We start from the raw sequence: 25,336 nt of genomic DNA, 5'->3' as shown, positions 1-25,336 counted from the left end.
GCACGAGCCCTAGATTCGGGCGATCGCGAACAACCAGGCCAGGAGATCCAGCAACCACAGAAACAGTGCGAGCTGCAGCGCGACGCGCAGGCGTTGGATGATCCGCCAATTGCTGGCCATGTCGGATTTGATGCGCGGCGCAAGCGCTCGGTGCATCCCGTCCAGGGTTGCGGGAGGGTGCTGATCGACGAAGTCGTGGAGCAGCTTCTCTGGATCGAAACGGAACGTATAGTTATAATACGGCCACACCATAATCGCGACCAGCAGTCCGATAAGAAAAAGCAATGTCAGTGCCAGCCAGTCCCAAGGCCCTACGCCATCCAGGAGCGCCCTGCCTCCAAGGAGAGAACTCGCGAACGCAGTTGCAAAAATCAGATTGCCGGCGCGCGTATTGAGACTTTCAGCCACGCCCTGCTGGTGTTGGAGGCCACGCACTGCCTCCGCGTAGACAAATGCCAGGCGGGGATCGCCGCCGTCCGTCGCAGCAGGCGGGGCGTTGCTGTCATTGGTTGATGAAGGGCGCTCCGGCATCAAATGTACTTAGCACAGCGCCACCTGCGATATGAATTGGCGAAGGCTTCGTCGTTCCCGTCATCGCGCCTTTGAGGGTGCTTTCGGGCGGACAGGAATAGCGTCAATCCGATGCCGTCGCTTCAGGCTCTGCGGCAAACAACGCGGCCAGCGTCGCCGGCCCGCCTTGGAGGACATTCAGGTCGACGTCGCCGCTGATCCCGTCGACGCGGCCCCGGTTGTGGTACTGCCAGTAAATCCAGTCGTCATGGCCTGGCCGCAGCGCCAGCGAACGCAGCCAGCGCGGGCGGCCGGCTACCTGCCCGGCATAGGCTTGCGCGGCCTCGTCGGTCACATAGAGGATCGCCGTCTTGCCGAACGCTGCTTCGACCGGGCCGAGGAAGGCTGAGAGTTCGGCGCTCAGCTGTTCGGGAGTTGGGCGCTGCGGGCAATTGCCGCCGAACTCGATGTCTACCACCGGCGGCAGCAAAGGCTGATCGCGCGGCACCACCGAGATGAAGTTGCGTGCCTGATCGGCACCGGGCCTGCAGAAGGTGAAAAAGTGATAGGCGCCGACGGCAAGGCCGGCGGCGCGGGCCGCACGCAAATTGCCCGCGAAGGCATCATCGACATGGTCGCCGCCTTCAGTTGCCTTGATAACGGCGAAGGCGACATCGTCGGCGGCAACACGCCGCCAGTCGATCTGCCGCTGATGGTGGGAAACGTCGATGCCCCTGATCGGATATTTGCCGCGATCCGGAGAAAACGTCTGAAAGTAGGTATAGCCGCCGGCCAGGATGAGGCCCGCCATGAGCAGACCGGCAGCACCCCACAAGACGATCCGGTTTTTCAACAGAGACCTATCCCCATTGGTCCGCCCTGCCCGCCGCTATGGCTCCGGGCGTTCGTCGCTCGAAAAGCCAAATCATTGGCTTTCCTCCGCTTCGGACCGCCCCTCACCCTCGCTCTTTCAGCAGCCGGCCCTTCTCGCGCGACCAGTCGCGCTGCTTTTCGGTCTCGCGCTTGTCGTGCAATTTCTTGCCACGGCCAACGGCGAGCAGCAGCTTGGCACGGCCCTGGTCGTTGAAGTAGATCTTCAGCGGCACCAGCGTCATGCCTTCGCGGTCGACGCTCTGCGACAGCTTGGCCATCTCGCGCTTGTTGAGCAGGAGTTTGCGGCGGCGGCGTGGCTCGTGGTTGAAGCGGTTGGCCTGCAGGTATTCCGGCAGATAGGAGTTGATCAGCCAGATCTCGCCGCCCTCGACCGAGGCGTAGCTGTCCTGGATGTTGGCCTGGCCCTGGCGCAGCGATTTCACTTCGGTACCGGTCAGCACCAGGCCGGCCTCGATCGTGTCGAGCACCTCATAGGAAAACCGCGCCTTGCGGTTTTCCGCAACGGTCTTGTTGTTGGGATCGGCTTTTCTGACTTGATTCATGATGCGGAGAGGTGGCGCCTCATCCCTAGTTTATCAAGCCGGCGTGCTTCATCGCCGCGTCGATCTTCTCGGCGGTCGACGGCTCGACCGTCATTAGCGGCGAGCGCAGCACGTTTTCGACCTTGCCCAGCTTCGACAGCGCATATTTCGCGCCGGAAACGCCGGGCTCCATGAAAATCGCCTTATGCAGCGGTAACAGACGGTCCTGCAGGTCGAGCGCCTTGGCGCTGTCGCCGGAAAGCGTTGCCTCCTGGAATTCGGCGCAGAGCCTGGGCGCGACATTTGCTGTCACCGAGATGCAACCGACACCGCCATGCGCGTTGAAGCCGAGTGCCGAGGCGTCTTCGCCGGAGAGCTGGATGAAATCCTTACCGCAAGTGGCGCGCTGCTCTGAAACCCGCTCGACCTTGCCGGTAGCATCCTTGACGCCGACGATGTTCTTGAAGTCGTGTACCAATTGCCCCATCGTCTCCGGGCTCATGTCGACCACCGAGCGCGGTGGAATGTTGTAGATGATGATCGGCAGGCTGGTCGCCTTGGCGACGGCGGCGAAATGCGCATAGAGGCCGCGCTGCGTCGGCCTGTTGTAATAGGGCGTGACGACAAGGGCCGCGTCGGCGCCCGCCTTCTCGGCATACTGAACCAGGCCGACCGCCTCTTCGGTGTTGTTGGAGCCGGCGCCGGCGACGACCGGAACCCGGCCCTTGGCGACCTCGATGCAAACCTTGACGACTTGGCGGTGCTCGTCATGCGACAGCGTCGGCGACTCGCCGGTGGTGCCGACCGGGACCACGCCCGTCGTGCCTTCGGCGATCTGCCACGCGATGAACGCGCGAAAGGCTTTCTCGTCGAAACGGCCGCTCTTTTCGAACGGTGTAACGAGCGCGGTCAGCGAGCCTCTCAGCATGTCGTCCAACTCCTTGGGGCCTTTCGGGTTTTGTCGTGCGCGCCTTCTAGCCGAAAGCGAAGCGGCGCACCATAGTCTCGACATTGTTGCGCGGCAAGCATTGCGCCGGCAATCGCAATTCGAACGACCTCGACAAAGTTTCTTTACGGGCCCTTCACCACCGACGAATAGGCTTCGGTTCAACTGTGCCTGTTGTAACGTCGAAGAACAGGAAATGACCAGATCCATGCCGGCCAGGCGGCCTCATCTTTTCGCGCTTTTCGGCGCGATCGTCGCGCTGATACCCGGCGCGGCGATCGGCGGCAGCGTCGATATGCGGGTCACGTCGGCGATCCCGATGACGGCGCCGGACAACGATGCGCTGCCGCAGTCCCCGTCGCCCTCCGCCAGCGTTGCGGTGCTGAAGAGCGGTCTCGACGCGCTGGCGGCAAACGACATTCAGCGCGCGCGCCAGGTGCGCGAGGCGCTGCCGGCCAAATCGCTCGATCGGCACATCCTTGCCTGGGCGATAGCGCTCTATGGTGGCGACCAGGTGCCGAGCGGCGACATCGCCGATGCCGCGAAGATGCTGCCGAACTGGCCAGGCACGATCGCCTTGCGCAAGAACAGCGAGCGCGCGCTCTATCGCGAGAACCCCGCGCCACATGTCGTGGTGCGGGCGTTCGATGGCAGCCAGCCGCTGACCTTCGAGGGCGTGGTGATCCTGGCCCGCTCCTATGTAGCGCTGGGCGATACGAAGGCGGCGCGCTCGGTGCTGTCGCCATTCTGGCGCACCGAAAAGCTCGAAGCCAGGGACGAGGCGGCGGTCATCCGCGAGTTCGGCGCGCTGATCCCGGCCGCCGACCATCGCTTCCGCATGGAGCGCATGTTCTATGCCGACCGGGTCGCTTCGGCGCTGCGCGTCGCCGGTCTCGCCGGCGCCCAGCAATTGGCCGACGCCTGGGCGGCAGTCACCAAAGGCGACAAGAACGCGGCCAAGCTGCTGAAGGCGGTGCCGACAGCGCAGCGGGCGGCCGGCTATCTCTTTGCCGAAGCCGAATATCTGCGCAAGCAGCAGAAATTTTCCGACGCCGCCGCGCTGGTGATGAAAGCGCCGGGCGACCGTGACGCGCTGGTCGATCCGGACGCCTGGTGGGTCGAGCGCCGGGTGCTGTCGCGCGAGCTGGTCGACCAGGGCGACATGAAGACCGCCTACAGAATAGTCGCCGCGCACGCCGCCGAAAGTGCCGCCAATGCCGCCGAGGCGGAATTCCACGCCGGCTGGTACGCGCTGCGCGGCCTCAACGATCCCGGCACCGCCGCCAAGCATTTTGCGCGAATCGCGGAGCTCGCCCAGGGGCCGATGTCGCTGTCGCGCGCCTATTACTGGCTCGGCCGCGCCGCTGAAGTCGGCGGGCCCGGCAATGCCAAGGATTATTTCAGCCGCGCCGCCAGCTACGGCACGACCTTTTACGGCCAGCTCGCCGGCGAGCGCGTCGGTCGGCAGACCCTCAACATCGTCTACCCCCAGCCAAGTGCCGCCGACCGCCGGAATTTTGCCACCCGCGAGGCGGTCAGCGCCATCAAGCGGCTGCAGGAGGCCGGCTATGACCGCTACGCCGAAACGCTCTACCGCGACCTTGCCGGGCAGCTGAACAGCCCCGGCGAACTTGCGCTGCTTGCGGCGCTGGCGGAAAGACAAGGCAACCATTTCATGGCGCTGAAGGTCGGCAAGATCGCCGGCGCCCGCGGCATCGACGTCGGCGCGCTGTCACATCCGCTCGGCGTAATTCCCGACACCGCCAACGTCTCCGGCTCGGGCAAGGCGCTGGCCTATGCGATTGCCCGGCAGGAAAGCGAATTCAACATCGGCGCCGTCTCCAGCGCCGGCGCGCGCGGACTGCTGCAGCTGATGCCGGGCACCGCCAAGCAATTGGCGAAGAAGGCCGGGATGACATTTTCTCAGGCCCGGCTGACCACCGATGCCGGCTACAATGCAACGCTGGGCGCTGCCTTTCTCGGCGAGCAGCTCGGCCGTTTCGATGGCTCCTACGTGCTGACCTTCGCAGGCTACAATGCCGGCCCCACCCGCGCCGCCCAGTGGGTGGCGAAATACGGCGATCCGCGCGGCAAGGACGTCGACGCCATCGTCGACTGGATCGAGCGAATTCCCTATACGGAAACAAGAAGTTACGTCCAGCGCGTGATGGAGAATTACGAGGTTTACAAGATGCGCATTTCCGGCAAATACGACATTGTCGGGGATCTGGTGAACGGCCGGGGGTGACGGCCGGGCTTCAAGCCAAGTCAGGCTGCGATCCTTCGCGCCCCCCTCTGTCCTGCCGGACATCTCCCCCTCTAGTAGGGAGATTGGCAGCTTCGCTGAGGGGTACTTTTCTGCAACTTGGGATGTTATCGAAAACGGAGATGATGGCCGATCTCCCCCCTTTGAGGGTCCTTTGAGGGGGAGATGTCCGGCAGGACAGAGGGGGCGCTGTCCGGCAGGACAGAGGGGGCGCTGTCCCGCCGACATCTCGAAGATTCTCAGCGCCGACGCTTCGATTTGACCGTCTCTGCCCTCGCCTGTAGCAGTCGGGAACGATCCGGCAACTGCGAGGAAGCGGTCCATATGGCAATCGAGCAGGGTTTTTCCGATTTCTTCTACGCCGCGCCGGACGGGCTGTCCCTGCACGCCCGCATCTACGGCGAAGCGAATTCCGGCCATTGGCCAGTCGTTTGCCTGCCCGGCCTGACCCGCAATTGCCGTGATTTTCATGAGCTGGCGCTTTTTCTATCAGTGCAGGCGAAGCGCAAGGTCGTCGCTTTCGACTATCGCGGGCGCGGGCAGTCCGCCTACGATGCCGATATCGGCCACTACAATGTCGGCATCGAAGCGGGTGATATTCTCGCCGGGCTGGCGGCGCTGAGCATCGAGGAGGCTGCCTTCATCGGCACGTCGCGCGGCGGACTGATCATCCATGTGCTCGCGGCGATGCGGCCGGCCGTGCTGAAGGCCATCGTCCTCAACGACATCGGCCCGGTGATCGAGGCGCAAGGTCTCGCCCATATCCGCTCCTATCTCGACCCCACGCCCAGGCCAAGGGCGTACGCAGAGGTGGTCCGCAGCCTGCGCGGCACCCATGGCGCGGATTTTCCGGCGCTGACCGATGCGGATTGGGAGCGGATGGCGTCAGCCCTCTACCGCGAGACCAAGGAGGGGTTTTTGCCCGATTTTGATCCGAAACTGGTCGAGACGCTAACGGGCCTCGATCCCAGCCGGCCGCTGCCCGATCTGTGGCCGCAGTTCGACGCGCTGGCGGCGGTCCCGATGCTCGTGATACGCGGCGCCAACTCGAAGCTGCTGTCCGCCGAAACGCTCGAGCAGATGCAGACGCGCCATACCGATATCGAGACGATCACTGCCGACGGCCAGGGGCATGCACCGTTTCTGGAGACCGGCAGCCTGCCGGGCAGCATCGCTGGTTTTTTTCGATCGGGCGGAGCGGCGGGACTGGCGCGAAGTAACGCTCGAGAACTGAGGAATTTATTGGGCAGTGCTGCACCGAGTTGAGCGATGGCGGAGAGGATGGGATTCGAACCCACGAGAAGCTTTTGACCTCTACTCCCTTAGCAGGGGAGCGCCTTCGACCACTCGGCCACCTCTCCGTTGCGCCGGTGGATAAAGAAAAGCGCCGCCACAATCAACAAGCTGGTGTCACTATCGTCGAAAAATCGGGCCTCCGCCAAAGTGCCACCTGTGGCTTGAGGCGATTCTGCGGCAATTCCCTGGCTGTTGAGTCGGTCCATGGTCACAGTTTGGGCGGGCCATTGCCGGAATTGGCTGGAATGCGGGGTTGCATGGGGCCTGATAGTTAATGGGAGCTTTCGGAGTGAGGCCAAATCGTGTCATTTGTGCAACAACGCTCGGCGATAGCGCCACCACAAACCTTTTGCCGGTACGATCGTGGTTGAACGACGCCGCCTCATGGGTAATGTCGGGTTTGAAGGAGCGGCGCGGTGCGCATCTTTTTCGGTAGTGGGGATGGGGCAGGGAACGCTGTCCTTCAGCAAAGAATACCCAGACCCGTTTTTTAACTTTTGACTGGAGGTCAGAAAATGAACATCAAGAGCCTGCTTCTCGGCTCCGCTGCGGCGCTGATCGCAGTATCCGGTGCTCGCGCCGCCGACGCCGTCGTCGTCGCCGAGCCGGAACCCGCAGAATACGTCAAGATCTGCGACGTCTACGGCGCTGGCTACTTCTACATCCCCGGCACCGAAACCTGCCTGCGCATCGGCGGCTATGTCCGCTACGACATCGGCATCGGCGACGTCGGCTCGTTCGACGGTGCTGAGAATTTCGATCACGAAGATGGCGATATCCAGGACACCTACTCCAAGAACGCCCGCTTCAACCTGAAGACCTGGACCGGCCAGGAAACCGAGCTCGGCACCTTGAAGACCTACACCGAGACCCGGTTCAACTTCGGCAACCGGAACCGACACGTCAGCAGCACATACGTCCCCGGTCCCGATCCGGACGGCCCGGGTCCGCTGCCCCCGCTGCCAGGTGAGACGGTCACTGTCAACAATGACGCCGAAAACAAGGGCGTTTCGCTGAACTTCGCCTGGATTCAGCTCGGTGGTCTGCGCGTCGGTAAGGACGAATCGGCCTTCAACACGTTCATCGGCTACGCCGGCAGCGTCATCCAGGATACGCTGGTTCCTTACGGTGATTTCGACACCAACGTCGTCCAGTACTACTTCGATTTCGGCAACGGCTTCTCGGCCGTGGCTTCGCTCGAGCAGGGCGCGGGCCGCGTTGGGACCATCGACAGCTACGTTCCGCATGTCGTCGGCGGCCTGAAGTGGACGCAGGGCTGGGGTGCGATCACCGGCGTCATCGCCTACGACAGCAACTACGAAGAAGTTGCCGGTAAGGTTCGCCTCGACGTGAACGCGACCGACGCGCTTTCGCTGTTCATCATGGCCGGCTACGGCACCGACGACAATCTCAATGACCCAGGTAACGCCATCGACGCCTTCGGCCGCGGCTTCTACAAGCAGTGGGGCGGCAACTGGGCGGTTTGGGGTGGCGGCACCTACAAGATCAACGAGAAGACCTCGTTCAACGTGCAGGCTTCGGCTGATGACGACAAGAACTATGCCGTCGCGGCGAACATCGCCTACGACATCGTTCCGGGCCTGACGATCACCGCCGAAGTTGACTGGGACCACTACGGGCGGTTTAACGATCCGGCCAGCTACACCAACGTCAACTGGACCAGTGCGGACAAGAAGGACAGCATTGGCGGCCTCCTCCGCTTCCAGCGCTCGTTCTAACAAGTTCGACCTGACCAATATTGAACCCGGCGGGCAACCGCCGGGTTTTTTCGTATGGGGGTGGGGTGCCAAGCTGAGTGATGCATGGCGCCGCCAATGCTGGCCATGGTCGTTCTGTGCTGGATCTCGGTCTGTGATTTTTGACAGGTTGGAAGCCGATCGGCTGCGCAGAATGAAAGCAGCAGCGATCCTTCGCGCCCCCCTCTGTCCTGCCCCTCTTTGCCAAAATGGTGGCATCTCCCCCACAAGGAGAGAGATCGGCAGCTCCGCTGACAGCGCCTGTTCATCAACGTCGGAGACTGGCGAAAGCCGCAATGACACCAATCTCCCCCTCGTGGGGGAGATGTCCGGCAGGCTGAAGATCGGCTAAGCCTATGCGCTTGCGCGCCCACGCACTGCGGACCGCCATCCTCAAGTCAAATCTCTGCAAGATCCCCCAACGACTGTATCAGCGGCTGAATTTCGTTTTCATAATTCTTCCAGCGCTTGACCGACGATTTATAAATCGGTTGACGAACCTGCCAGCGACTGGGCGTGTTGACCGAACCATTCCTCTCGAAAAAGCGCAAGCAGGCGTCATCCCACGGCAGCCCGAGGTAATCTATGAGGCGGCGTGACTGCGCTTCCTGGTCCTCAACCAGCGTTTCGTAGCGGTTTTCGAAGATAAGGCCCGGAAAAATCTCGTTCCAATGCCGCATCAGGCGGTCATATTCGCGATAGTACAGGCCTAGTGTTCGCAAGTCGGTATTATAGCTGTGTGCCTCGCTGAAGTTGAGGACAAAGCAGGAGACGCAATTGTCGATGGCGTCACGACGGCAATGAATGATGCGTGCGTTGGGGAAGAGAAGGCCGATAAGGCCGATCAGTTCGAAATTGTGTGGCGTCTTATCCACGACGCGAAGCGCGGCAGGCGCCCGCTCCCGCAAATAGGACAGATGCTCTTCGGCCAGCGTTCTGGACAGGACTTCCGTGATCGACATCACTGCCTGGTTCAAATCTCCAGCCGATGATGTCTTGAGGCCGATCGCATTCGCGACCCGCCTCAGTTTGCTAAGCTCCCCTGCACCATGGACATCGGGATGGCTGGCGCAAATCTGCTCGGTGAGCGTCGTCCCCGAGCGGGGCATGCCAACCACAAACACGGGCACTTCGGAAGGATTTCCATAGCCGGCCCTGGCAGCCAAAAAGTCCGGCGTGAAGATTTCAATCATCGAATCGATCCACCGACGATAAAAGTCGATATCGAATTTGTAGCCGGAGGCCTGTTTCGCCCTGTTGAAATGGTCGAATGCTTCATCATAGCGCTTGAGGTCGTTTAGCACCTTGCCGGCGGCGTGATGGAGTTGCTGCGCGCCTTCCGAACCAAGCTTCGGATTACCGAGTTCACGAAGGATGGATTGGAGCTCCTCGGGCTCCTCGGTGAACTTTCGTGTCTGTACAAGGTCGTTGTAGGCAGCCGGCACCCCAATACGCCGATCGATCGCTTCTTTCAGATAGACGGCGGCTTCATCCATACGCCCCAGGCCGCTGAGCGCGCTGGCCAGCCCGGCTCGCACCTTGGGATGATCGCGGTTGATTTTCAGCGCCTTCTCGTAAAGCGGTAAAGCCATGTCGGGTTTGTCAAACGCCGTGTAAGTGCGCCCCAATGCACAAAGTGCTTCGATAAGGCCGGGCTGCAGTTCCAACGCATACTGCATATGCCTGATTGCGGGCGAATACTCGCTGACCTTGGCATAGGCCTCGCCCAGGCTGAGGTGGTAGTAAGGGTTTTTAGGCTCCTCGCCGACCGCCCGTGCGAAACATCGCAAGGCCCTCTCATCATCATAACCAAGATATAAGGTCCCCAAAATGTACAAGGCGAGCGGATGGTTCGGCGTGCGCGCCAGAACCCGAAGGCACAGGTCCTGAGCCTCGTCGAGCCGCTTAGCCTGCTGAAGGGCATATGCCTGTTTCAGCAGCGCGTCGTCGGCCTGCGCACGCGATTGGGCGTTTCCTTTCTGCGGGCTCGCTAAAGGCTTCGCTATCGGCACCTTCGCTTTCGGCGCGGGTCCCGGCTTGATGTGCTTTGACCAAGCAGGCGGGAGTCGATTGTTCATAATATCTCGCTAGCAAAAAGAGCGGGGGGAATCCAGCATGCTGGTTGCAGCCAAGGCGGGAGCTTGCGCGGCCAACTGCGCCGCGCTAGCAAGAAGGCCCTTTTCGAACGAGCCTTTGCCATGCGCCAGCGCCCTCCCCTCACGCCAATCATCAGTGCGCTTCCCTCCACGGTGCCGTTTGTCGGCCCGGAGGCGCAGGAGCGTGATCGCGGCCGCGCCTTCCGCGCCCGCATCGGCGCCAATGAGAGCAGCTTTGGTCCCTCGCCGCGCGTCGTCGCCCGCATGGCCGGGATTGCCGGCGACATGTGGATGTATTGCGACCCCGACAATCACGATTTGAAGGTAGCCGCAGCCAGGCATCTCGGCGTCGGCGCCGAAAACGTCGTCATCGGCGAAGGCATAGACGGGCTGCTCAGCCTGGTTGCGCGCATGTATGTGGCGCCCGGCGACGCGGTGGTGACCTCGCTCGGCGCCTATCCGACCTTCAACTTTCATGTTGCCGGCGTCGGCGGCCGATTGGTCGCAGTGCCCTACGAGAACGATCGGGAAAACCTCGACGGCCTGCTGGCGACGGTCGCCAGGGAAAAGGCGCCGCTTGTCTACCTGTCCAATCCGGACAATCCGATGGGCAGCTGGTGGGAAGCCGCCGAACTCGGCCGCTTCATCGAGGCGTTGCCGGAAACCACAATGCTGGTGCTCGACGAGGCCTATGGCGAATTGGCACCGGCCTCGGCGCTGCCGCCGATCGATACCGCGCGGCCGAACGTCATCCGCATGCGCACCTTCTCCAAGGCCTATGGGCTGGCCGGCATGCGCTGCGGCTATGCAGTGGCCGAGGCCCAAGTGATTCGCGACTTCGAAAAGATCCGCAACCACTACGGCGTCAGCCGCATGGCGCAGATCGCCGGCGTCGAGGCGCTTGCCGATCAGGCCTGGCTGGAAAGCGTGGTGGCGCGGGTCGCCTCCGGCCGCCGGCGCATCGCCGGAATAGCCGAGGCGAACGGGCTGAAGCCGCTGGCTTCGGCGACCAATTTCGTCACCATCGACTGCGGCCGCGACGGTGCTTTCGCGCTGAAGGTGCTGCAGGCGCTGTTGGCGCGCGACGTGTTCATCCGCAAGCCGATGGTGCCGGTGCTCGATCGCTGCATCCGGGTCAGCGTCGGCCTCGACCATGAGCTCGACATTTTTGCCGAGGAACTGCCCGGCGCACTGGCGGCAGCACGGGGGAACTGAAGAGCCTTCGCCCTATGTGGCTGACTGGCGGCAGCGTGGTTGAATTTGCACGGCGATGCACCAGACTCGACTCAGAGGATGGAGAGCGCGATGACCGACCGCACTGTACAGGTACGCATATATGGCAAGGTGCAAGGCGTCAGCTACCGGGTCTGGGCGCGGCGCGAGGCGTCGGCGCTTGGCCTCGCCGGGTGGGTGCGCAACGAAGTTGACGGCTCGGTGACAGCCTTGATTGCCGGGACCGGTGCGGCGGTCTCGACAATGATCGAACGGCTTTGGCAAGGGCCGCCAGGGGCAGCAGTTTCGAAGGTCGATGTCGAGGACCTCGAGGCACGCAACACGTCCGCGGGATTCAGGATTGTTGCCTAGCAAAGCACGATCCTGCTCATTCGCTTCCATCGCACAAAATTCCCGGGTGCAGATAGAGCAAACCTGAAGCTACTGCCGCACATGCCTCCGCCCTTGAATTAATTGAACGTTTGTTTTATTGCTTTGCGTCATGGCGCGTACGACCGGCTCCCACGGAGAAAAGACCGAAGCTGCGGTCCGCGAGGCGGCGGTCAGCCTGATTGCGCGTCTCGGCTACGAGGCGATGTCGATGCGCCAGCTGGCGGCCGAGGTTGGCGTCCAGGCAGCGGCGCTTTACCGCTACTTCCCGACCAAGCAGGATCTTCTGTTCACGCTGATGCATGAGCATATGGAAGGCTTGATCGAGGCGTGGCGCGCAACACGCCCTGTCGGCGCCGATCCGGCAGCGCGGCTCGCCGCCTATGTCGAAAACCACATCGCTTTCCATATCGAACGCCGCCATTCCACCCATGTTTCGAACATGGAGCTGCGCAGCCTGTCACACGAAAAACTCACGCAGATCCTGCGCATGCGCACGGCCTACGAGAAGGAACTGCGCACCATCCTGCGCGACGGCGTCGAAGCGGGCCTGTTCAGCATCGAAGACACCGGGCTCACCGCCATGGCGTTGATCCAGATGATGACCGGCGTCATCGTCTGGTTCCGGCCGGGCGAACGGCTGTCGATCGCCGAAGTCACCGCTACATATCTAGCAATGACAATGCGGCTTGTCGGAGCAAAGAGCGATGGCGCGAGGACGAGCCACGGCACTGTGCGTCCATTCGAGCGCGCAAAGGACGCTCTAGCACTTTGATTTCGCGCATGATCCCGATTTTCGGGGTCGTGCGCCGGGAGGAACGGCATGTACACGCATACGCTCAACTTCGGGTTTGACGAAGACATCGAGGCGCTGCGCGACCTGGTGCGGCGCTTCGCCCAGGAGAAAATCGCGCCAATCGCCGCCGAGATCGACCGCACGAACGAATTCCCGGCGCATTTGTGGGTGGAGCTCGGCGGGCTCGGCCTGCTCGGCATCACCGCCGATCCTGATTTCGGCGGCAGCGGCATGGGCTATCTCGCCCATGTTGTGGCGATGGAGGAGATTTCGCGCGCCTCGGCCTCGGTCGGCCTCTCCTACGGCGCCCATTCCAACCTCTGCGTCAACCAGATCAATCGCTGGGCGACGCAGGCGCAGAAGGAAAAATATCTGCCTTCGCTCTGCAGCGGCGAAAAGGTCGGCGCACTGGCGATGTCGGAATCGGGTGCCGGTTCCGATGTGGTGTCGCTGCGCCTGCGCGCCGAAAAGCGCAACGACCGCTATGTGCTCAACGGCACCAAAATGTGGATCACCAACGGACCGGATGCCGAGACGCTGGTCGTCTACGCCAAGACCGATCCGGAACTCAATTCGCGCGGCATCACCGCCTTCATCGTCGAAAAAGCCTTTGCCGGTTTTTCCGTGGCGCAAAAGCTCGACAAGCTCGGCATGCGCGGCTCGAACACCGGCGAGCTGGTGTTTGAGAATGTCGAAGTGCCGTTCGACAATGTGCTGCACGAGGAAGGGCGCGGTGTCGAGGTGCTGATGTCGGGCCTCGACTACGAACGCGCCGTGCTGGCCGGCGGGCCGATCGGGCTGATGGCTGCGTGCCTCGATGTAGCGATACCTTACGTGCACGAGCGCAAGCAGTTCGGCCAGCCAATCGGCGAATTCCAGCTCGTGCAAGGCAAGCTCGCCGACATGTATGCGACGATGAACGCGGCGCGCGCCTACGTCTATGCCGTGGCCGCCGCCTGCGATCGCGGTGAGACGGCCCGCAAGGATGCTGCCGCCTGTATTCTCTTCGCCGCCGAAAAGGCGACGCTGATGGCGCTCGAGGCCATCCAGCTTTTGGGCGGCAATGGCTACATCAACGACTACCCGACCGGCCGGCTGCTGCGCGACGCCAAGCTCTACGAGATCGGCGCCGGCACCAGCGAAATCCGCCGTTGGCTGATCGGGCGGGAAATCATGGCGGAGAGCGCCTAATGGCATCCTTTTGAACTTTTGCCAGAAGCCATGCGATGTGGCATATTTCGGACTATGTGCCACAATCCTAGCGAGACGAACCATGGCGGGCAGAACGGGAAAGTCCGGATTTGACGAAGATCAGCAAGCACAGTTCGATGCCAGCGCTCGCAAAACGCCGCTTAGGGTTCCGGCGAAACGCGAGCGTGTCAAGCTTGGCGAGGGCGGGCGCTTCGTCATCCCTGCTGCGATGCGCGAGGAGATGGGCGTGAAGCCTGGCGAGGAGATGATCCTGCATGTCGAAAACGGCGAGCTGCGGGTAAGATCGTGGCTGCAGAATCTGCGGCGCGTCCAGGCCGAATTGTCGGCGCTGAAACAGCCCGGTGAAAGCGTCGTCGACGAATTTCTGAAGGAGCGGCGGGAAGAGCAGCGTCGAAGCGACAAGCGTCTCGACCGGCTTCACGCCGAAGGGACGACAGGAAAGCGGGCGAAATGAAGCCCTACGTCATGGACAGTTCGGCGGCACTCGCAATCCTGCTCAACGAGCAAGGCACCGATAGTGCTTTGGGGTTCGCGCCGGATGCACAATGCAGTTCGGTCAATGCGGCCGAAATCATTGCCAAGCTGATCGACAAGGGACGCAGCATGGAACAGGCCGCGGACGACCTCGCCAGTCTCGGCATGCCGATCGCCGTTTTCGACGAAGCGATGGGCATCGCCGCCGGGCAGCTTCGCCAACTGACGCGGCATCGCGGCCTGTCGTTGGGCGATCGGGCCTGCCTCGCGCTGGCTATTCGCGAGAACGCCATTGCCGTCACCGCTGATCGCGATTGGAGCGACCTCGATGTCGGCTGCAAGATCGAGCTGATCCGGTAGCGCCATGGCCCCCCTCACCTCGCAGATCTCGCCCGCCTCCGATATTTTCCGCGCCAATGCCGAGCGCATGCGGGCGCTGGTCGCCGATATTGCTGAGAAAGCGGCCACGGTCGAACGCGGCGGCTCGGAAGAGGCGCGCGAGCGGCACGTCTCCCGCGGCAAGCTCCTGCCGCGGCAACGCCTCGCCCAATTGCTCGATACCGGCTCGCCCTTCCTCGAAATCGGCCAGTTCGCGGCATGGTCGATGTATGGCGAGGACATCCCGTCGGCCGGTCTCATCGCCGGCATCGGGCGCGTCGAAGGCACCGAAGTGATGGTCGTCGTCAACGACGCCACGGTGAAGGGCGGCACCTATTATCCGCTGACAGTGAAGAAGCATCTGCGTGCACAGGAAATCGCGCTGCAGAACAATCTGCCTTGCGTCTATCTGGTCGACAGCGGCGGCGCCAATCTGCCCAATCAGGACGAGGTGTTTCCCGACCGCGATCATTTCGGCCGCATCTTCTATAACCAGGCCAACATGTCGGCCGCCGGCATTCCGCAGATCGCCTGCGTCATGGGGTCGTGCACTGCCGGCGGCGCCTATGTGCCTGCGATGTCGGACGAGACAATCATGGTGCGCAACCAGGCAACCATCTTTCTCGGCGGCCCGCCGCTGGTGAAGGCGGCCACCGGCGAGGACGTCACCGCCGAGGACCTCGGTGGCGCCGACGTGCACACAAGGCTTTCCGGCGTTGCCGACCACTATACGCTCGACGACGAGCATGCGCTGGCCATATGCCGGCGTATCGTCAAAAACCTGAATCGGAACAAGACTGTAAGCCTTGCCTTACAGAAATCGGTTCCGCCGCTTCACGATCCACATGAACTCTACGGCATCGTGCCGACGGATCTGCGCCAGCCCTACGACGTACGCGAGGTAATCGCCCGCACAGTCGACGGCTCCGAATTCGATGAGTTCAAGCAGAATTATGGCACCACGCTGGTCACCGGTTTTGCCCATCTCAGCGGCATGCCGGTCGGCATCATCGCCAACAATGGCGTGCTGTTTTCGGAAAGCGCGCTAAAGGGCGCGCATTTCATCGAGCTGTGCTGCCAGCGCAGGATCCCGCTGATTTTCCTGCAGAACATCACCGGCTTCATGGTCGGGCGGAAATACGAGGCCGGCGGCATCGCCAAGGACGGCGCCAAGCTGGTCATGGCGGTCGCAACGGCCAAGGTGCCGAAGATGACCGTGATCATCGGCGGCTCGTTCGGCGCCGGCAATTACGGTATGTGCGGACGCGCCTATTCGCCACGCTTCCTGTGGATGTGGCCGAATGCCCGCATTTCGGTGATGGGCGGCGAGCAGGCTGCAACGGTGCTGGCCGTGGTCAAGCGCGAAGGCATCGAGCGCAAGGGCGGGGAATGGAGCGCCGAGGAGGAGGCGAAATTCAAGAAGCCGATCCTGATGAAATACGAGCATGAAGGCCACCCGCTCTATTCGTCGGCAAGGCTCTGGGACGACGGCATCATCGACCCGGCCAAGACCCGCGAGGTGCTGGCGCTCAGCCTTTCGGCCGCGCTCAACGCCGAGATCGAAGAGACAAGGTTCGGCGTGTTCAGGATGTGAGATGAGCGAAATCGGCCAGAGGATTCGCATTCAAACCGGCGACATCACGAAGCTGGCGGTCGATGCCATCGTCAACGCCGCCAACACCTCTCTTCTCGGAGGCGGCGGCGTCGACGGCGCTATCCACCGCGCGGCCGGCCCCGAGCTTGTGGCAGAATGCCGGACCTTGCATGGCTGCAAGGTCGGAGACGCAAAAATCACCAAGGGCTACAGGCTGCCCGCGCGCTACGTCATTCATACGGTCGGGCCGGTCTGGCAAGGTGGCAGCAAAGGAGAAGCCGAACTGCTCGCCTCCTGCTATCGCCGGTCGCTCGAAATCGCCGCCGCAAAGGACTGCCGGACGGTGGCGTTTCCAGCGATCTCGACCGGGGCCTACCGCTACCCAAAGGATCAGGCGACGCAAATTGCTGTCGGGACCGTGAGCGCCTTCATCGGCCAGAACATCGTTCCGGAAACCGTCATTTTCTGCTGCTTCGACGAGCCGACGGCCGAATTGTATCAGCGGGTCGTTGCCGCACTCGGCAAAGCGTGATCCACAGCCATGAGAAATCTGCAGACCCATTTTCAGTCATCCAACTGGCCATACAGAAAAATTGCGGCTATAGCTGTTTTTCAACGTCAATGGGGCTTGGGCGAAGGTGAAACAGCAACTTTTCCAGAAAACTACTGCCGCAATACTTTCGGGGTTACTTATATTAGTTGCGCCAGGCACTGGCGCGGCGGGATCGCTGGCCGGAAGCGAAGGCGACAAGCGCTTTTCACCACTTCTGCCTGGCAGCGCCAAGGACGAGTGCACCAAGGCCTACAAGGCCTATGTCGCTGCAAGCGACCATTCGGCATACGCCACGACGTCTTTCGTGCGGGTCAGGGACGGTTACGTCCTGTGTGGCGCCCACTACAACGCCTCGTCGCAAAAGGCGGCAGAGGCCATGGCGATGAAATCCTGCCAGAGCGCACGGGCGTACTACAAGGTGGCGGCCAGCGGCAACTGTCAGATCGCGGCTTCGAAGTAGACGGGCAAACGCCGATCCGGGCTTGCCCGCGCCAAATCCGGGAGGCCCGATGTTCGCCAAGATCCTGATCGCCAACCGTGGCGAGATCGCCTGCCGGGTGGTCCGCACGGCACGCAGGATGGGTGTGCGCAGCGTCGCCGTCTATTCCGATGCCGACGCTCACGCCTTGCATGTCGAAATGGCCGACGAAGCGGTGCATATCGGCGCCTCTCCCGCCAACGAAAGCTATCTGCGCGGCGACAAGATCATTGCGGCGGCCTTGGCCACAGGTGCCGAGGCCATCCATCCGGGCTACGGCTTTCTTTCGGAAAACCCCGATTTCGTCGACCAGGTGGTCGCGGCCGGGCTGATCTTCATTGGGCCGTCGGCGGCCTCGATCCGTGCCATGGGACTGAAGGACGCGGCCAAGCGGCTGATGGAAAAGGCCGGCGTGCCTGTCGTTCCGGGCTACCATGGCGAAGCGCAGGAGATCGTGTTGCTCGCCTCCAAGGCGCGCGAGATAGGCTACCCCGTATTGATCAAGGCGCGCGCCGGCGGCGGCGGCAAGGGCATGCGGCGCGTCGAGCATCCCGATGATTTTTCGGAAGCACTGTCGGGCGCGCGGCGCGAGGCGAAAGCCGCGTTCGGTGACGACCGCGTCTTGGTGGAAAAATATGTCGACAAGCCGCGCCACATCGAAGTGCAGGTATTCGGCGACAGTTTCGGCAATGTCGTGCACCTCTACGAACGTGACTGCTCGGCACAGCGCCGCCACCAGAAGGTGATCGAGGAGGCGCCTGCCCCGGGCATAACGCCGGCACTGCGCAAGGCAATGACCGAAGCGGCGGTGAAAGCCGCCAAGGCAATCCACTATTCCGGCGCCGGTACCATCGAGTTCATCGTCGATGCCTCGCAAGGTCTGAAGGCCGACCGTTTCTGGTTCATGGAAATGAACACCCGCCTGCAGGTCGAGCACCCCGTCACCGAAATGGTCACCGGCATCGACCTGGTCGAGTGGCAGTTGCGGGTAGCCTCCGGCGAAAAACTGCCGAAGACGCAGAGCGAGATCGCGCTCTCCGGCCACGCCTTCGAGGCGCGCATCTATGCCGAGGACGCGGCAAGAGGGTTTTTGCCGGCGACCGGCACGTTGCACCATCTGAAATTTCCGCAGCCGGCACCGGAGGGTGCGACCATGCGCGTCGAAACCGGTGTGTGCGCCGGCGATGCGATTTCCCCGTTTTACGACCCGATGATCGCCAAGCTGATCGTCCATGGCAAGGACAGACGGGCGGCGCTCACGGCACTTGGCGAGGCGCTGTCGCAGACCGAAATCGCCGGCTCGACCGTCAACACTGGCTTTCTTGCCGCGCTGGCCGCTGATGCAGCTTTTGCGGCGGGCGATCTCGATACCGGCCTGATCTCCAGGCATCAGCAGGCGTTGACGGCGGTTGCGCCGCCGAGCGGTGAGACGATTGCCGCCGCGGCACTTGCCGCGTCCGGTGCGCGCGACATGCCGTCCTCGGACGATCCCTGGTTGTCGCTGGCCGGCTATGCGCATTTCCACGCTGTAGTGCGGCGCATGCTGCTGAAGTTTGGCGAGCAGGAGATCGTCGCGCGCGTGTCGGTGCGGCCGGACAGACGGTTCGAGGTGGCGCTGGAAGCGCCCTATGACAGCGTCAATTCGCATGATCTCCGTACCACCCCTCGCCTCGCCCGCTGGCCGGGCCACGTCACCGTCTTCGAGGGCGCTATCGGCTACGATTTTGCCGTGCCGGACCCGCTGGCGCGAGCCGACGAAGCCGCCGCTTCCGGCAGCCTGCGCGCGCCGATGCCGGGCCTGGTCAAATTGGTGCGTGCGGCAAAAGGCGAGGCCGTGATCAAGGGCCAGCCGCTGCTGATCCTGGAGGCGATGAAGATGGAGCACACCATTGCCGCGCCCCATGACGGGCTTATCGCCGAGATCGCCGCCGAAGGCGCGCAGGTCACCGACGGAACCGTGCTGGTTCGCTTTGCCGAGGAACCACAACTGACCGCAGTTTCCTTATCCACGAAGTGACCCCGAGCGCGTCACAAAAGGCACCGCAGAGATGAAAATGGCCGGGTTTGAGCCGGCCATTTTCAATTACAACATAGTTCTATCAGGGCTGGATCGGCGCGTATTTGCCGTCATGCCACTGGTTGATGTCGTAGCTGGCGTTCTTGAGGTCGCCCTTCTCGTCGAAGGTGACCGGCCCGACAACCGTGCTGATCGGCTGGCCGTTCTTCAACGCCTCGGCGACCTTGGCCGGGTCGTCGCTGCCGGCGCGCTTGATGCCCTCGGCGAATGCCTGGATCACGGCATAGGAAAACAGCGTGAAGCCCTCCGGCACAAAGCCGCCGGCCTTGATCTTGGCGATGGCTTCCTTGGCTTCGGGCTTCGACTGCGGATCCGATGGGAAGACGAACATGGTGCCTTCGCCGGCCGGACCGGCAACCTGCCAGAATTCCGGCGAAGCGATCGAGTCCGGCATGATCAACTGGAACTTGAGGTTCTGCTCCGCCGACTGGCGCAGGATGAGGCCGGCTTCGGGGTGATAGCCGCCGAAATAGACGACGTCAGCCTTCAGCTCCTTGAGCTTGGTAACAAGCGCGGAATAGTCCTTCTCGCCGGCGTTGATGCCCTCGTAGAGGATTTCATTGAGACCGTTCTGGTTCATCGTTGCCTTCACGGCATCGGCCACGCCCTGCCCATAGGCGCTCTTGTCGTGCAGGATGACGACTTTCTTGCCGGCATATTTCTTGGCGATCCAGGGACCAATAAAAGCGCCCTGCGCATCGTCGCGCGTATAGAGGCGCATGATCGTCGGCCAGCCGGCCTTCGCCGCTGCGTCGGTCAACACCGGGTTTGAGGAAGCCGGACTCATCATCAGCGCACCGGCTTCTGCGTAGACAGCGGAGGCCGGGATGCTGGAGCCCGAGCAGGCGTGGCCATCGATGAACTTGACACCATTGGCGATGATGCGGTTGGCGACCGAAACCGCCTGCTTCGGATCGCACTGATCATCCTCGATGTCGAGCTTGATCTGGCGACCGTCGACGCCGCCAGCCGCGTTGATCGCGTCGGCGGCGGCTTGCGCGCCTTGCTTGAACTGATCGCCGATGGTGGCAAGCTGCCCGGTCATCGGTCCGACCACCGAAAAGGTGACGTCGTCGGCGAAGGCGACCGGCGCGGTCATCATCAGGCCAAATATGGCTGCGCTCAAAATACTGAATTTCTTCATGGTGACATAACTCCTCCACTCTCGCGCAGCCGCCCGGCCGCGCCTCTTCCAGAGTGGCGGGAGAATTTCATCCTTCGCCGGAGCTGTCTAGACGCATCGTCGGCACTCGATTGGGCCTGTAACATGCGGTCCCAAAGACAAAGCCGCGCCAGCCCTGTTCCGGCCGGGTCGCGGCTTTTGCCGTTGAGCTTGCCGGCGCATCAGCGCCGGAACCCGCTGGCTTTCCCTGTCAGTTGCACGGCTCGGCCCGATCAGCCTGCCGTGTTCTTGGTTTTGAATTGGTCGGCCATCTTGCGCGGCCTCTTTTTTTTCGGGGCCAGCCGTCTGCGCGGCCTTGACCCGAAGCGTCCCTGTCAGTGAACTCAGTGTCGGCGAATTCAGTGCATCGTCATCCATTCGCGGGCTTCGCGCAGCGCCCTGGCGATCTCGACTTTCGACATGGCGGCCGACAATTCAGAACGCAGTTCCGCGGCGCGGGCCGAACCCTTGATCGCGGCGATGTTGAACCATTTGTGGGCGGCGACGACATCGGTCTCGCAATCACGGCCGGTCGCATACATCATGCCCAACTCGAAAAGAATATCGGCCTGGGCAGTTGCCCCCATGGCGCCGAAGCCGGCTTCAAGCATTTCAAAACGTGCCATTTCAAATCCCCTGTTCTGGCTCCCGAGAGCTGTCTCCGTCTGTCCCTCGGTGTCCTTGATTACCTTCGGGGGCGGCCGCTCTTTCGATGCTTTCGAGGATGCCGCGGAGGCTTGAATCCGTCGTTAAATGGCGTGCTTAATTTGAGGAAAACAAAGCTAAAACAAGAGGTAAACGCGAAAATTCGTTAAGGATACAAAGCCAGCAACTGCGCCAGTTTGCACAAAATTTGAAGAAAACTTGCGAGGCGCGGATCAAGACTCCGCTAACCACAGAAGACAAAGACGTGTGCGGCCCGTTTCATTTTTCGCCGGCGCGGCCGTTCGGGAGCGGGCAAAAACCCGCAACCCTTCCGTCGCGGCACCGCTTTTGTTTTTCCGGGAGCTGGACTAGCTTACGTTTGCGTAAGGGGCAGACAGCCGGGACGGATCCCGATTGGACTTGCCTGAGGGAGGAAAGACATGTTTCGATACGTGAGTCTGGCCCTCGCGGCCGCAATAATGATGACCGGCGCGGCATGGGCCGATCCGATCGAAGGCAATTGGAAAACGCAAGCCGGAGCGACTGCCGCCATTTCGGGTGGCGGCGGGGCATTTTCGATTACGCTCAAATCCGGCAAATTTGCCGGCAAGAACATCGGTTCACTGAAGGTGGCCGGCGACAACAAATATGCCGGCACCATAACCGACCCCGAAACCGACAAGACCTATTCGGGCAAGGCTTCGCTTTCCGGCAATTCGCTCAAGATGAGCGGCTGCGTGTTCGGCGGGCTGATCTGCAAGAGCCAGACCTGGCACAAGCTCTGATCGTGCCATTCCTGCCGGGGTGCGCGGGGCCAGTCGGCCCTGTTTTCATATATCGGTCTCGCAGCCGCGGCTCGCCATAGGTCACTGCTTTCAAGGCGGCCCGCCCAGAGATCATCAACCATTTTGAACCCCAGATGAACGCCGGGATCAGAGCCGGTTCACCCTAGGCAAGGCATTATGATGCGTGTTGAAGGAGACACCGCCCGATGCTTGCCCGCCGCTTCACCATCGTCTGCCTGCTGATGAGCCTGTTCGGCATGTTGTTCGCCGTCCTTGTCGCCGAAGCCGGCCGGCCGGATCGCGCCTGGGATGTGGCCATTTCCTGCCGGCTCGGTTGCCCGAACCAGCTTCGCCACTGAACTCGACAGCGAGATATTGAAACCCACGCCATGACCCACCTCACCGCCAATGTCGTCAAGATCCTTCGGCTTCTGCCGCGGACGGCACTCATCCTGACGGTTCTGGCGGCCCCGGTCCTGGCCGTGCCGACGATGCGCGCCGATGCCGGTTCGACCATCGAGGCGCCCGCGCTGAGAAAGTCCGGCGTCGGCTTTGTGCTGCTGGTCAGCTTGCGGCGAGGCTAGGCCGCCGGAAAGAAAACCGCCGACAGCGCGTTTTGAGACCGCCTTACCCCCTCCCAACTGCGCGCCCAACTCTCTATATTGGGTCATGGAAAAGCGAATCTATCCTCAAGCCATTGAATCGGTCGTCACGCCGGAGCCGTTCGGCCGACAGAGCTTCAACGATGCCAAGAAGGCGGTCGCGGCCCTGCAGGTGCTTTACGACCGCAACACCAAGTTCCTGCGCGATTCATTTGCCGCGCTCGCCGCGGGTGGCGACAACAACAAACGCTACCGGGCCTTCTATCCGGAGATCGGCGTCACCACGAGTTCGTTCACCCAAATCGACTCGAGGCAGGCCTATGGTCACATGCCGACGCCGGGGCATTTCTCAACCACCATCACCCAGCCTGCTCTTTTCGAGAGCTATCTCACCGAACAGCTTCGGCTGATCATGCGCAACCACGGTGTTCCGGTCACGGTTTCGGAATCGACCACTCCCATCCCCCTGCATTTCGCCTTTCTCGAAGGCACGCATGTCGACGGTTCCGCTGCGGAACGCATCAAACGGCCGATCCGTGACCTGTTCGACGTGCCGGATCTCGACGGCACCGACGACCAGATCGCCAACGGTACATTTGAAGTGGGATTGGGCGAGGCACGGCCGCTGGCGCCGTTCACGGCACAACGGATCGACTATTCGCTGCATCGGATGTCGCACTATACGGCGACCAGTCCCCAGCATTTCCAGAACTTCGTGCTGTTCACCAACTACCAGTTCTACATCGACGAATTCGTCGCCCGTGCACGCGAATTGATGGCCGATGGCGGTGACGGATATGTAGAGTTCGTCGAGCCGGGCAATATCGTGACCAAAGTGGGCGACAGCGCGCCTGGTGAGGGTGCTGCGCCCCCTCGCCTGCCGCAGATGCCGGCCTATCATCTGAAGAAGCCGAATCATGGCGGCATCACCATGGTCAATATCGGCGTTGGACCTTCCAACGCCAAGACCATCACCGACCATATTGCGGTGCTCCGGCCGCATGCCTGGGTGATGCTCGGCCATTGCGCCGGCCTGCGCAACACGCAGGCGCTGGGCGATTATGTGCTGGCACACGCCTACGTTCGGGAAGACCATGTCCTCGACGACGATCTTCCGGTCTGGGTGCCGATCCCGCCGCTGGCTGAAATCCAAGTGGCGCTGCAGGAAGCGGTCGCCGAGGTCACCGGGCTTTCCGGCTACGACCTCAAGCGCATCATGCGCACCGGCACCGTCGCCACCATCGACAACCGCAACTGGGAGCTGCGCGACCAGCGCGGGCCGGTGCAGCGGCTGTCGCAGTCGCGGGCGATCGCGCTCGATATGGAATCGGCAACGATCGCCGCCAACGGCTTCCGCTTCCGGGTTCCCTATGGCACGCTGCTTTGCGTATCCGACAAGCCGCTGCATGGCGAATTGAAGCTGCCCGGCATGGCGACCGAGTTCTACAAGCGGCAAGTGGCGCAGCATCTGACCATCGGCATCAGGGCGATGGAGAAGCTGGCTGAAATGCCGATGGAGCGACTGCATTCGCGTAAGCTCAGGAGCTTTTCGGAAACGGCCTTCCAGTAAATGCCGAATCGCATGTGTCGGTCCGGGTCAGGACATTTCGTCATCTTGATTGAGCCGCACTTCTGCCGATAGACAAAGCGATGGCACGTATTCGGGACATGACGGTTGCGCTGGCATTCGTCGCAATGCTTGCACTCTCGGCCGCGCTGGTGGCCGGGTTTTTCGGATCGCTGCATCCGGCCCTCGATTCCTTTGCTCATTTCCGCGTCCATTTTTCGGTGCTGATGGCGCTTTGCGCGCTGCCCCTGCTCGCCACCTCGTTTCGCCTGCAGGCTGCGGCCGCCTTGCTGTTTGCGGTAGCCTCCTTTGCCACCACGTCGAATGCCTTGCCGCTTTCGCGGCTATGGCAGGTGCAGGCCGCCTACGAAGCCAAACCTGGTGACGAGCCGGTCTACCGCCTGCTGCAGATGAACCTCAGGTTCAACAATCCAACGCCTGAGAAGGTGCTGTCGCTGATCGGCCGGACCCGGCCCGATGTGATCACCCTCGACGAGGTGTCCGAGATGTGGAAGGCAAAGCTTGGGCTGCTGTCCGGCGCTTATCCCTACCGGATCCTCTGCCCGTATCCCAATGGCGTGTTCGGCGTTGCGCTGCTGTCCAGACGACCGTTTGCCATAGGCACAGCGCCGCACTGCGACAGCCGCGGCGCGATGGCGATCGCCACGGTCGATTTCGGCGGAACCGACGTCGATGTCGCCGCCATCCACCTCACCTGGCCATGGCCGCACAACCAATCACGGCAGATTGGAGGGTTGTCTGACGAAATCGCCTCGCTTGGCAAGACGTCGATCCTGGCGGGCGACTGCAACGCAGCGCCATGGAGCGCCGCCGTCCGGCGCGTCGCGTCGCTTGGCAAGCTGACTGTAATGCCGTCGGTCGGGCCGACCTGGCTCTACAGAAAGCTGCCGGATTTCCTGCGCTTCGCCGGACTGCCGATCGACCAGGTTTTCAGCAAGGGCGCCATCGTTATCCGTTCGGCGTCGACCCTTGAGGACACCGGCTCAGACCATCTGCCGGTGCTGGTGGAGTTTTCGCTACGGTCGGATGAACAAAAGCCGCTCGGCGAGCACCAGACGGCGACCGCGCTTGCGGCGCTGCCTGGCGGGACGCAAAGCTGAAAAT

Annotated in this window: 25 protein-coding genes and 1 tRNA gene; 18 read left to right on the top strand and 8 right to left on the bottom strand. The window is 62.2% G+C overall.

Going from position 1 to position 25,336, the window contains the following annotated elements; translation table 11 throughout:
• Positions 1 to 9: 9 nt before the first annotated feature.
• The 4 genes from NKH83_RS05185 to dapA all read right to left on the bottom strand — a co-directional run bounded on the left by NKH83_RS05185 (position 10) and on the right by dapA (position 2,853).
• Positions 10 to 531 carry a hypothetical protein gene (locus tag NKH83_RS05185; RefSeq protein ID WP_352802389.1) on the bottom strand — a complete coding sequence of 174 codons (522 nt, stop codon included), beginning with the start codon at positions 529 to 531 and terminating at the stop codon, positions 10 to 12.
• A gap of 103 nt (positions 532 to 634) precedes the next feature.
• Positions 635 to 1,363 (bottom strand): GH25 family lysozyme, encoded by a 729-nt coding sequence (locus tag NKH83_RS05180; protein WP_352802387.1) that lies wholly within the window; start codon positions 1,361 to 1,363, stop codon positions 635 to 637.
• Positions 1,364 to 1,466: 103 nt separating this feature from the next.
• Positions 1,467 to 1,946, bottom strand: coding sequence for an SsrA-binding protein SmpB (gene smpB, locus NKH83_RS05175; RefSeq protein WP_006202221.1), 480 nt, complete (start codon positions 1,944 to 1,946; stop codon positions 1,467 to 1,469).
• Between the two features lie 25 nt (positions 1,947 to 1,971).
• Positions 1,972 to 2,853: a 4-hydroxy-tetrahydrodipicolinate synthase gene (gene dapA / locus NKH83_RS05170; protein WP_254820184.1), complete on the bottom strand. Its 882-nt coding sequence runs from the start codon at positions 2,851 to 2,853 to the stop codon at positions 1,972 to 1,974.
• A gap of 226 nt (positions 2,854 to 3,079) precedes the next feature.
• On the opposite strand from dapA, the gene NKH83_RS05165 reads away from it, so the two are divergent.
• Positions 3,080 to 5,119, top strand: a complete 2,040-nt coding sequence (locus tag NKH83_RS05165) for a lytic transglycosylase domain-containing protein (protein ID WP_352802741.1) — start codon at positions 3,080 to 3,082, stop codon at positions 5,117 to 5,119.
• Between the two features lie 342 nt (positions 5,120 to 5,461).
• Positions 5,462 to 6,403: an alpha/beta fold hydrolase gene (locus NKH83_RS05160; RefSeq protein WP_352802384.1), complete on the top strand. Its 942-nt coding sequence runs from the start codon at positions 5,462 to 5,464 to the stop codon at positions 6,401 to 6,403.
• 4 nt (positions 6,404 to 6,407) lie between these two features.
• Here NKH83_RS05160 and NKH83_RS05155 read toward each other — a convergent pair.
• Positions 6,408 to 6,498 (bottom strand) — tRNA-Ser (locus NKH83_RS05155).
• Between the two features lie 450 nt (positions 6,499 to 6,948).
• Between NKH83_RS05155 and NKH83_RS05150 the strand changes: the two genes are divergently transcribed.
• Positions 6,949 to 8,172, top strand: coding sequence for a porin (locus NKH83_RS05150; RefSeq protein WP_352480317.1), 1,224 nt, complete (start codon positions 6,949 to 6,951; stop codon positions 8,170 to 8,172).
• 416 nt (positions 8,173 to 8,588) lie between these two features.
• On the opposite strand, the gene NKH83_RS05145 is transcribed toward NKH83_RS05150, so the two are convergent.
• A complete protein-coding gene (locus NKH83_RS05145) occupies positions 8,589 to 10,268 on the bottom strand; it encodes a tetratricopeptide repeat-containing sulfotransferase family protein (RefSeq protein WP_352480316.1) in 1,680 nt (559 codons plus the stop codon).
• 120 nt (positions 10,269 to 10,388) lie between these two features.
• On the opposite strand from NKH83_RS05145, the gene NKH83_RS05140 reads away from it, so the two are divergent.
• The 10 genes from NKH83_RS05140 to NKH83_RS05095 all read left to right on the top strand — a co-directional run bounded on the left by NKH83_RS05140 (position 10,389) and on the right by NKH83_RS05095 (position 19,390).
• Positions 10,389 to 11,501: a pyridoxal phosphate-dependent aminotransferase gene (locus NKH83_RS05140; RefSeq protein ID WP_352480315.1), complete on the top strand. Its 1,113-nt coding sequence runs from the start codon at positions 10,389 to 10,391 to the stop codon at positions 11,499 to 11,501.
• 90 nt (positions 11,502 to 11,591) lie between these two features.
• The gene (locus NKH83_RS05135; protein WP_352647285.1) at positions 11,592 to 11,870 is read left to right on the top strand and encodes an acylphosphatase; all 279 of its coding nucleotides are present in this window, start codon (positions 11,592 to 11,594) and stop codon (positions 11,868 to 11,870) included.
• A gap of 130 nt (positions 11,871 to 12,000) precedes the next feature.
• Positions 12,001 to 12,663, top strand: a complete 663-nt coding sequence (locus NKH83_RS05130) for a TetR/AcrR family transcriptional regulator (RefSeq protein WP_352480314.1) — start codon at positions 12,001 to 12,003, stop codon at positions 12,661 to 12,663.
• A 48-nt stretch (positions 12,664 to 12,711) separates the two neighbouring features.
• On the top strand, positions 12,712 to 13,875 hold the full coding sequence (locus tag NKH83_RS05125; protein ID WP_352480313.1) for an isovaleryl-CoA dehydrogenase: 1,164 nt from the start codon (positions 12,712 to 12,714) through the stop codon (positions 13,873 to 13,875).
• 82 nt (positions 13,876 to 13,957) lie between these two features.
• Positions 13,958 to 14,350: an AbrB/MazE/SpoVT family DNA-binding domain-containing protein gene (locus NKH83_RS05120; RefSeq protein ID WP_352802381.1), complete on the top strand. Its 393-nt coding sequence runs from the start codon at positions 13,958 to 13,960 to the stop codon at positions 14,348 to 14,350.
• A complete protein-coding gene (locus NKH83_RS05115; protein ID WP_352480311.1) occupies positions 14,347 to 14,730 on the top strand; it encodes a type II toxin-antitoxin system VapC family toxin in 384 nt (127 codons plus the stop codon). Before NKH83_RS05120 ends, NKH83_RS05115 begins: the two co-directional genes overlap by 4 nt.
• A gap of 4 nt (positions 14,731 to 14,734) precedes the next feature.
• Entirely contained in the window at positions 14,735 to 16,342 is a 1,608-nt protein-coding gene (locus NKH83_RS05110; protein WP_352802380.1) for a carboxyl transferase domain-containing protein, read from the top strand.
• A gap of 1 nt (position 16,343) precedes the next feature.
• Entirely contained in the window at positions 16,344 to 16,874 is a 531-nt protein-coding gene (locus tag NKH83_RS05105) for an O-acetyl-ADP-ribose deacetylase (RefSeq protein WP_352480309.1), read from the top strand.
• A 106-nt stretch (positions 16,875 to 16,980) separates the two neighbouring features.
• Positions 16,981 to 17,355, top strand: a complete 375-nt coding sequence (locus NKH83_RS05100; RefSeq protein ID WP_352802378.1) for a hypothetical protein — start codon at positions 16,981 to 16,983, stop codon at positions 17,353 to 17,355.
• Positions 17,356 to 17,404: 49 nt separating this feature from the next.
• Positions 17,405 to 19,390 carry an acetyl/propionyl/methylcrotonyl-CoA carboxylase subunit alpha gene (locus NKH83_RS05095; RefSeq protein WP_352480307.1) on the top strand — a complete coding sequence of 662 codons (1,986 nt, stop codon included), beginning with the start codon at positions 17,405 to 17,407 and terminating at the stop codon, positions 19,388 to 19,390.
• Between the two features lie 82 nt (positions 19,391 to 19,472).
• On the opposite strand, the gene NKH83_RS05090 is transcribed toward NKH83_RS05095, so the two are convergent.
• Positions 19,473 to 20,594, bottom strand: coding sequence for a branched-chain amino acid ABC transporter substrate-binding protein (locus tag NKH83_RS05090; protein ID WP_352480306.1), 1,122 nt, complete (start codon positions 20,592 to 20,594; stop codon positions 19,473 to 19,475).
• A gap of 377 nt (positions 20,595 to 20,971) precedes the next feature.
• Entirely contained in the window at positions 20,972 to 21,238 is a 267-nt protein-coding gene (locus tag NKH83_RS05085) for an SEL1-like repeat protein (protein WP_115145099.1), read from the bottom strand.
• Between the two features lie 459 nt (positions 21,239 to 21,697).
• Between NKH83_RS05085 and NKH83_RS05080 the strand changes: the two genes are divergently transcribed.
• The 5 genes from NKH83_RS05080 to NKH83_RS05060 all read left to right on the top strand — a co-directional run bounded on the left by NKH83_RS05080 (position 21,698) and on the right by NKH83_RS05060 (position 25,332).
• Positions 21,698 to 22,042 carry a DUF2147 domain-containing protein gene (locus NKH83_RS05080; RefSeq protein ID WP_352480305.1) on the top strand — a complete coding sequence of 115 codons (345 nt, stop codon included), beginning with the start codon at positions 21,698 to 21,700 and terminating at the stop codon, positions 22,040 to 22,042.
• A 206-nt stretch (positions 22,043 to 22,248) separates the two neighbouring features.
• Entirely contained in the window at positions 22,249 to 22,401 is a 153-nt protein-coding gene (locus NKH83_RS05075) for a hypothetical protein (RefSeq protein WP_352480304.1), read from the top strand.
• Positions 22,402 to 22,431: 30 nt separating this feature from the next.
• A complete protein-coding gene (locus tag NKH83_RS05070; RefSeq protein WP_352802375.1) occupies positions 22,432 to 22,626 on the top strand; it encodes a hypothetical protein in 195 nt (64 codons plus the stop codon).
• A gap of 85 nt (positions 22,627 to 22,711) precedes the next feature.
• A complete protein-coding gene (locus tag NKH83_RS05065; RefSeq protein WP_352802373.1) occupies positions 22,712 to 24,214 on the top strand; it encodes an AMP nucleosidase in 1,503 nt (500 codons plus the stop codon).
• Positions 24,215 to 24,294: 80 nt separating this feature from the next.
• On the top strand, positions 24,295 to 25,332 hold the full coding sequence (locus NKH83_RS05060) for an endonuclease/exonuclease/phosphatase family protein (RefSeq protein WP_352802371.1): 1,038 nt from the start codon (positions 24,295 to 24,297) through the stop codon (positions 25,330 to 25,332).
• Positions 25,333 to 25,336: the final 4 nt, after the last annotated feature.

The organism is Mesorhizobium sp. M0909, from assembly GCF_040319515.1.
Taxonomy (GTDB): Bacteria; Pseudomonadota; Alphaproteobacteria; order Rhizobiales; family Rhizobiaceae; genus Mesorhizobium.
The sequence above is the reverse complement of the archived record's forward strand: the minus strand, read 5'-3'. Positions and strand labels throughout refer to the sequence as shown.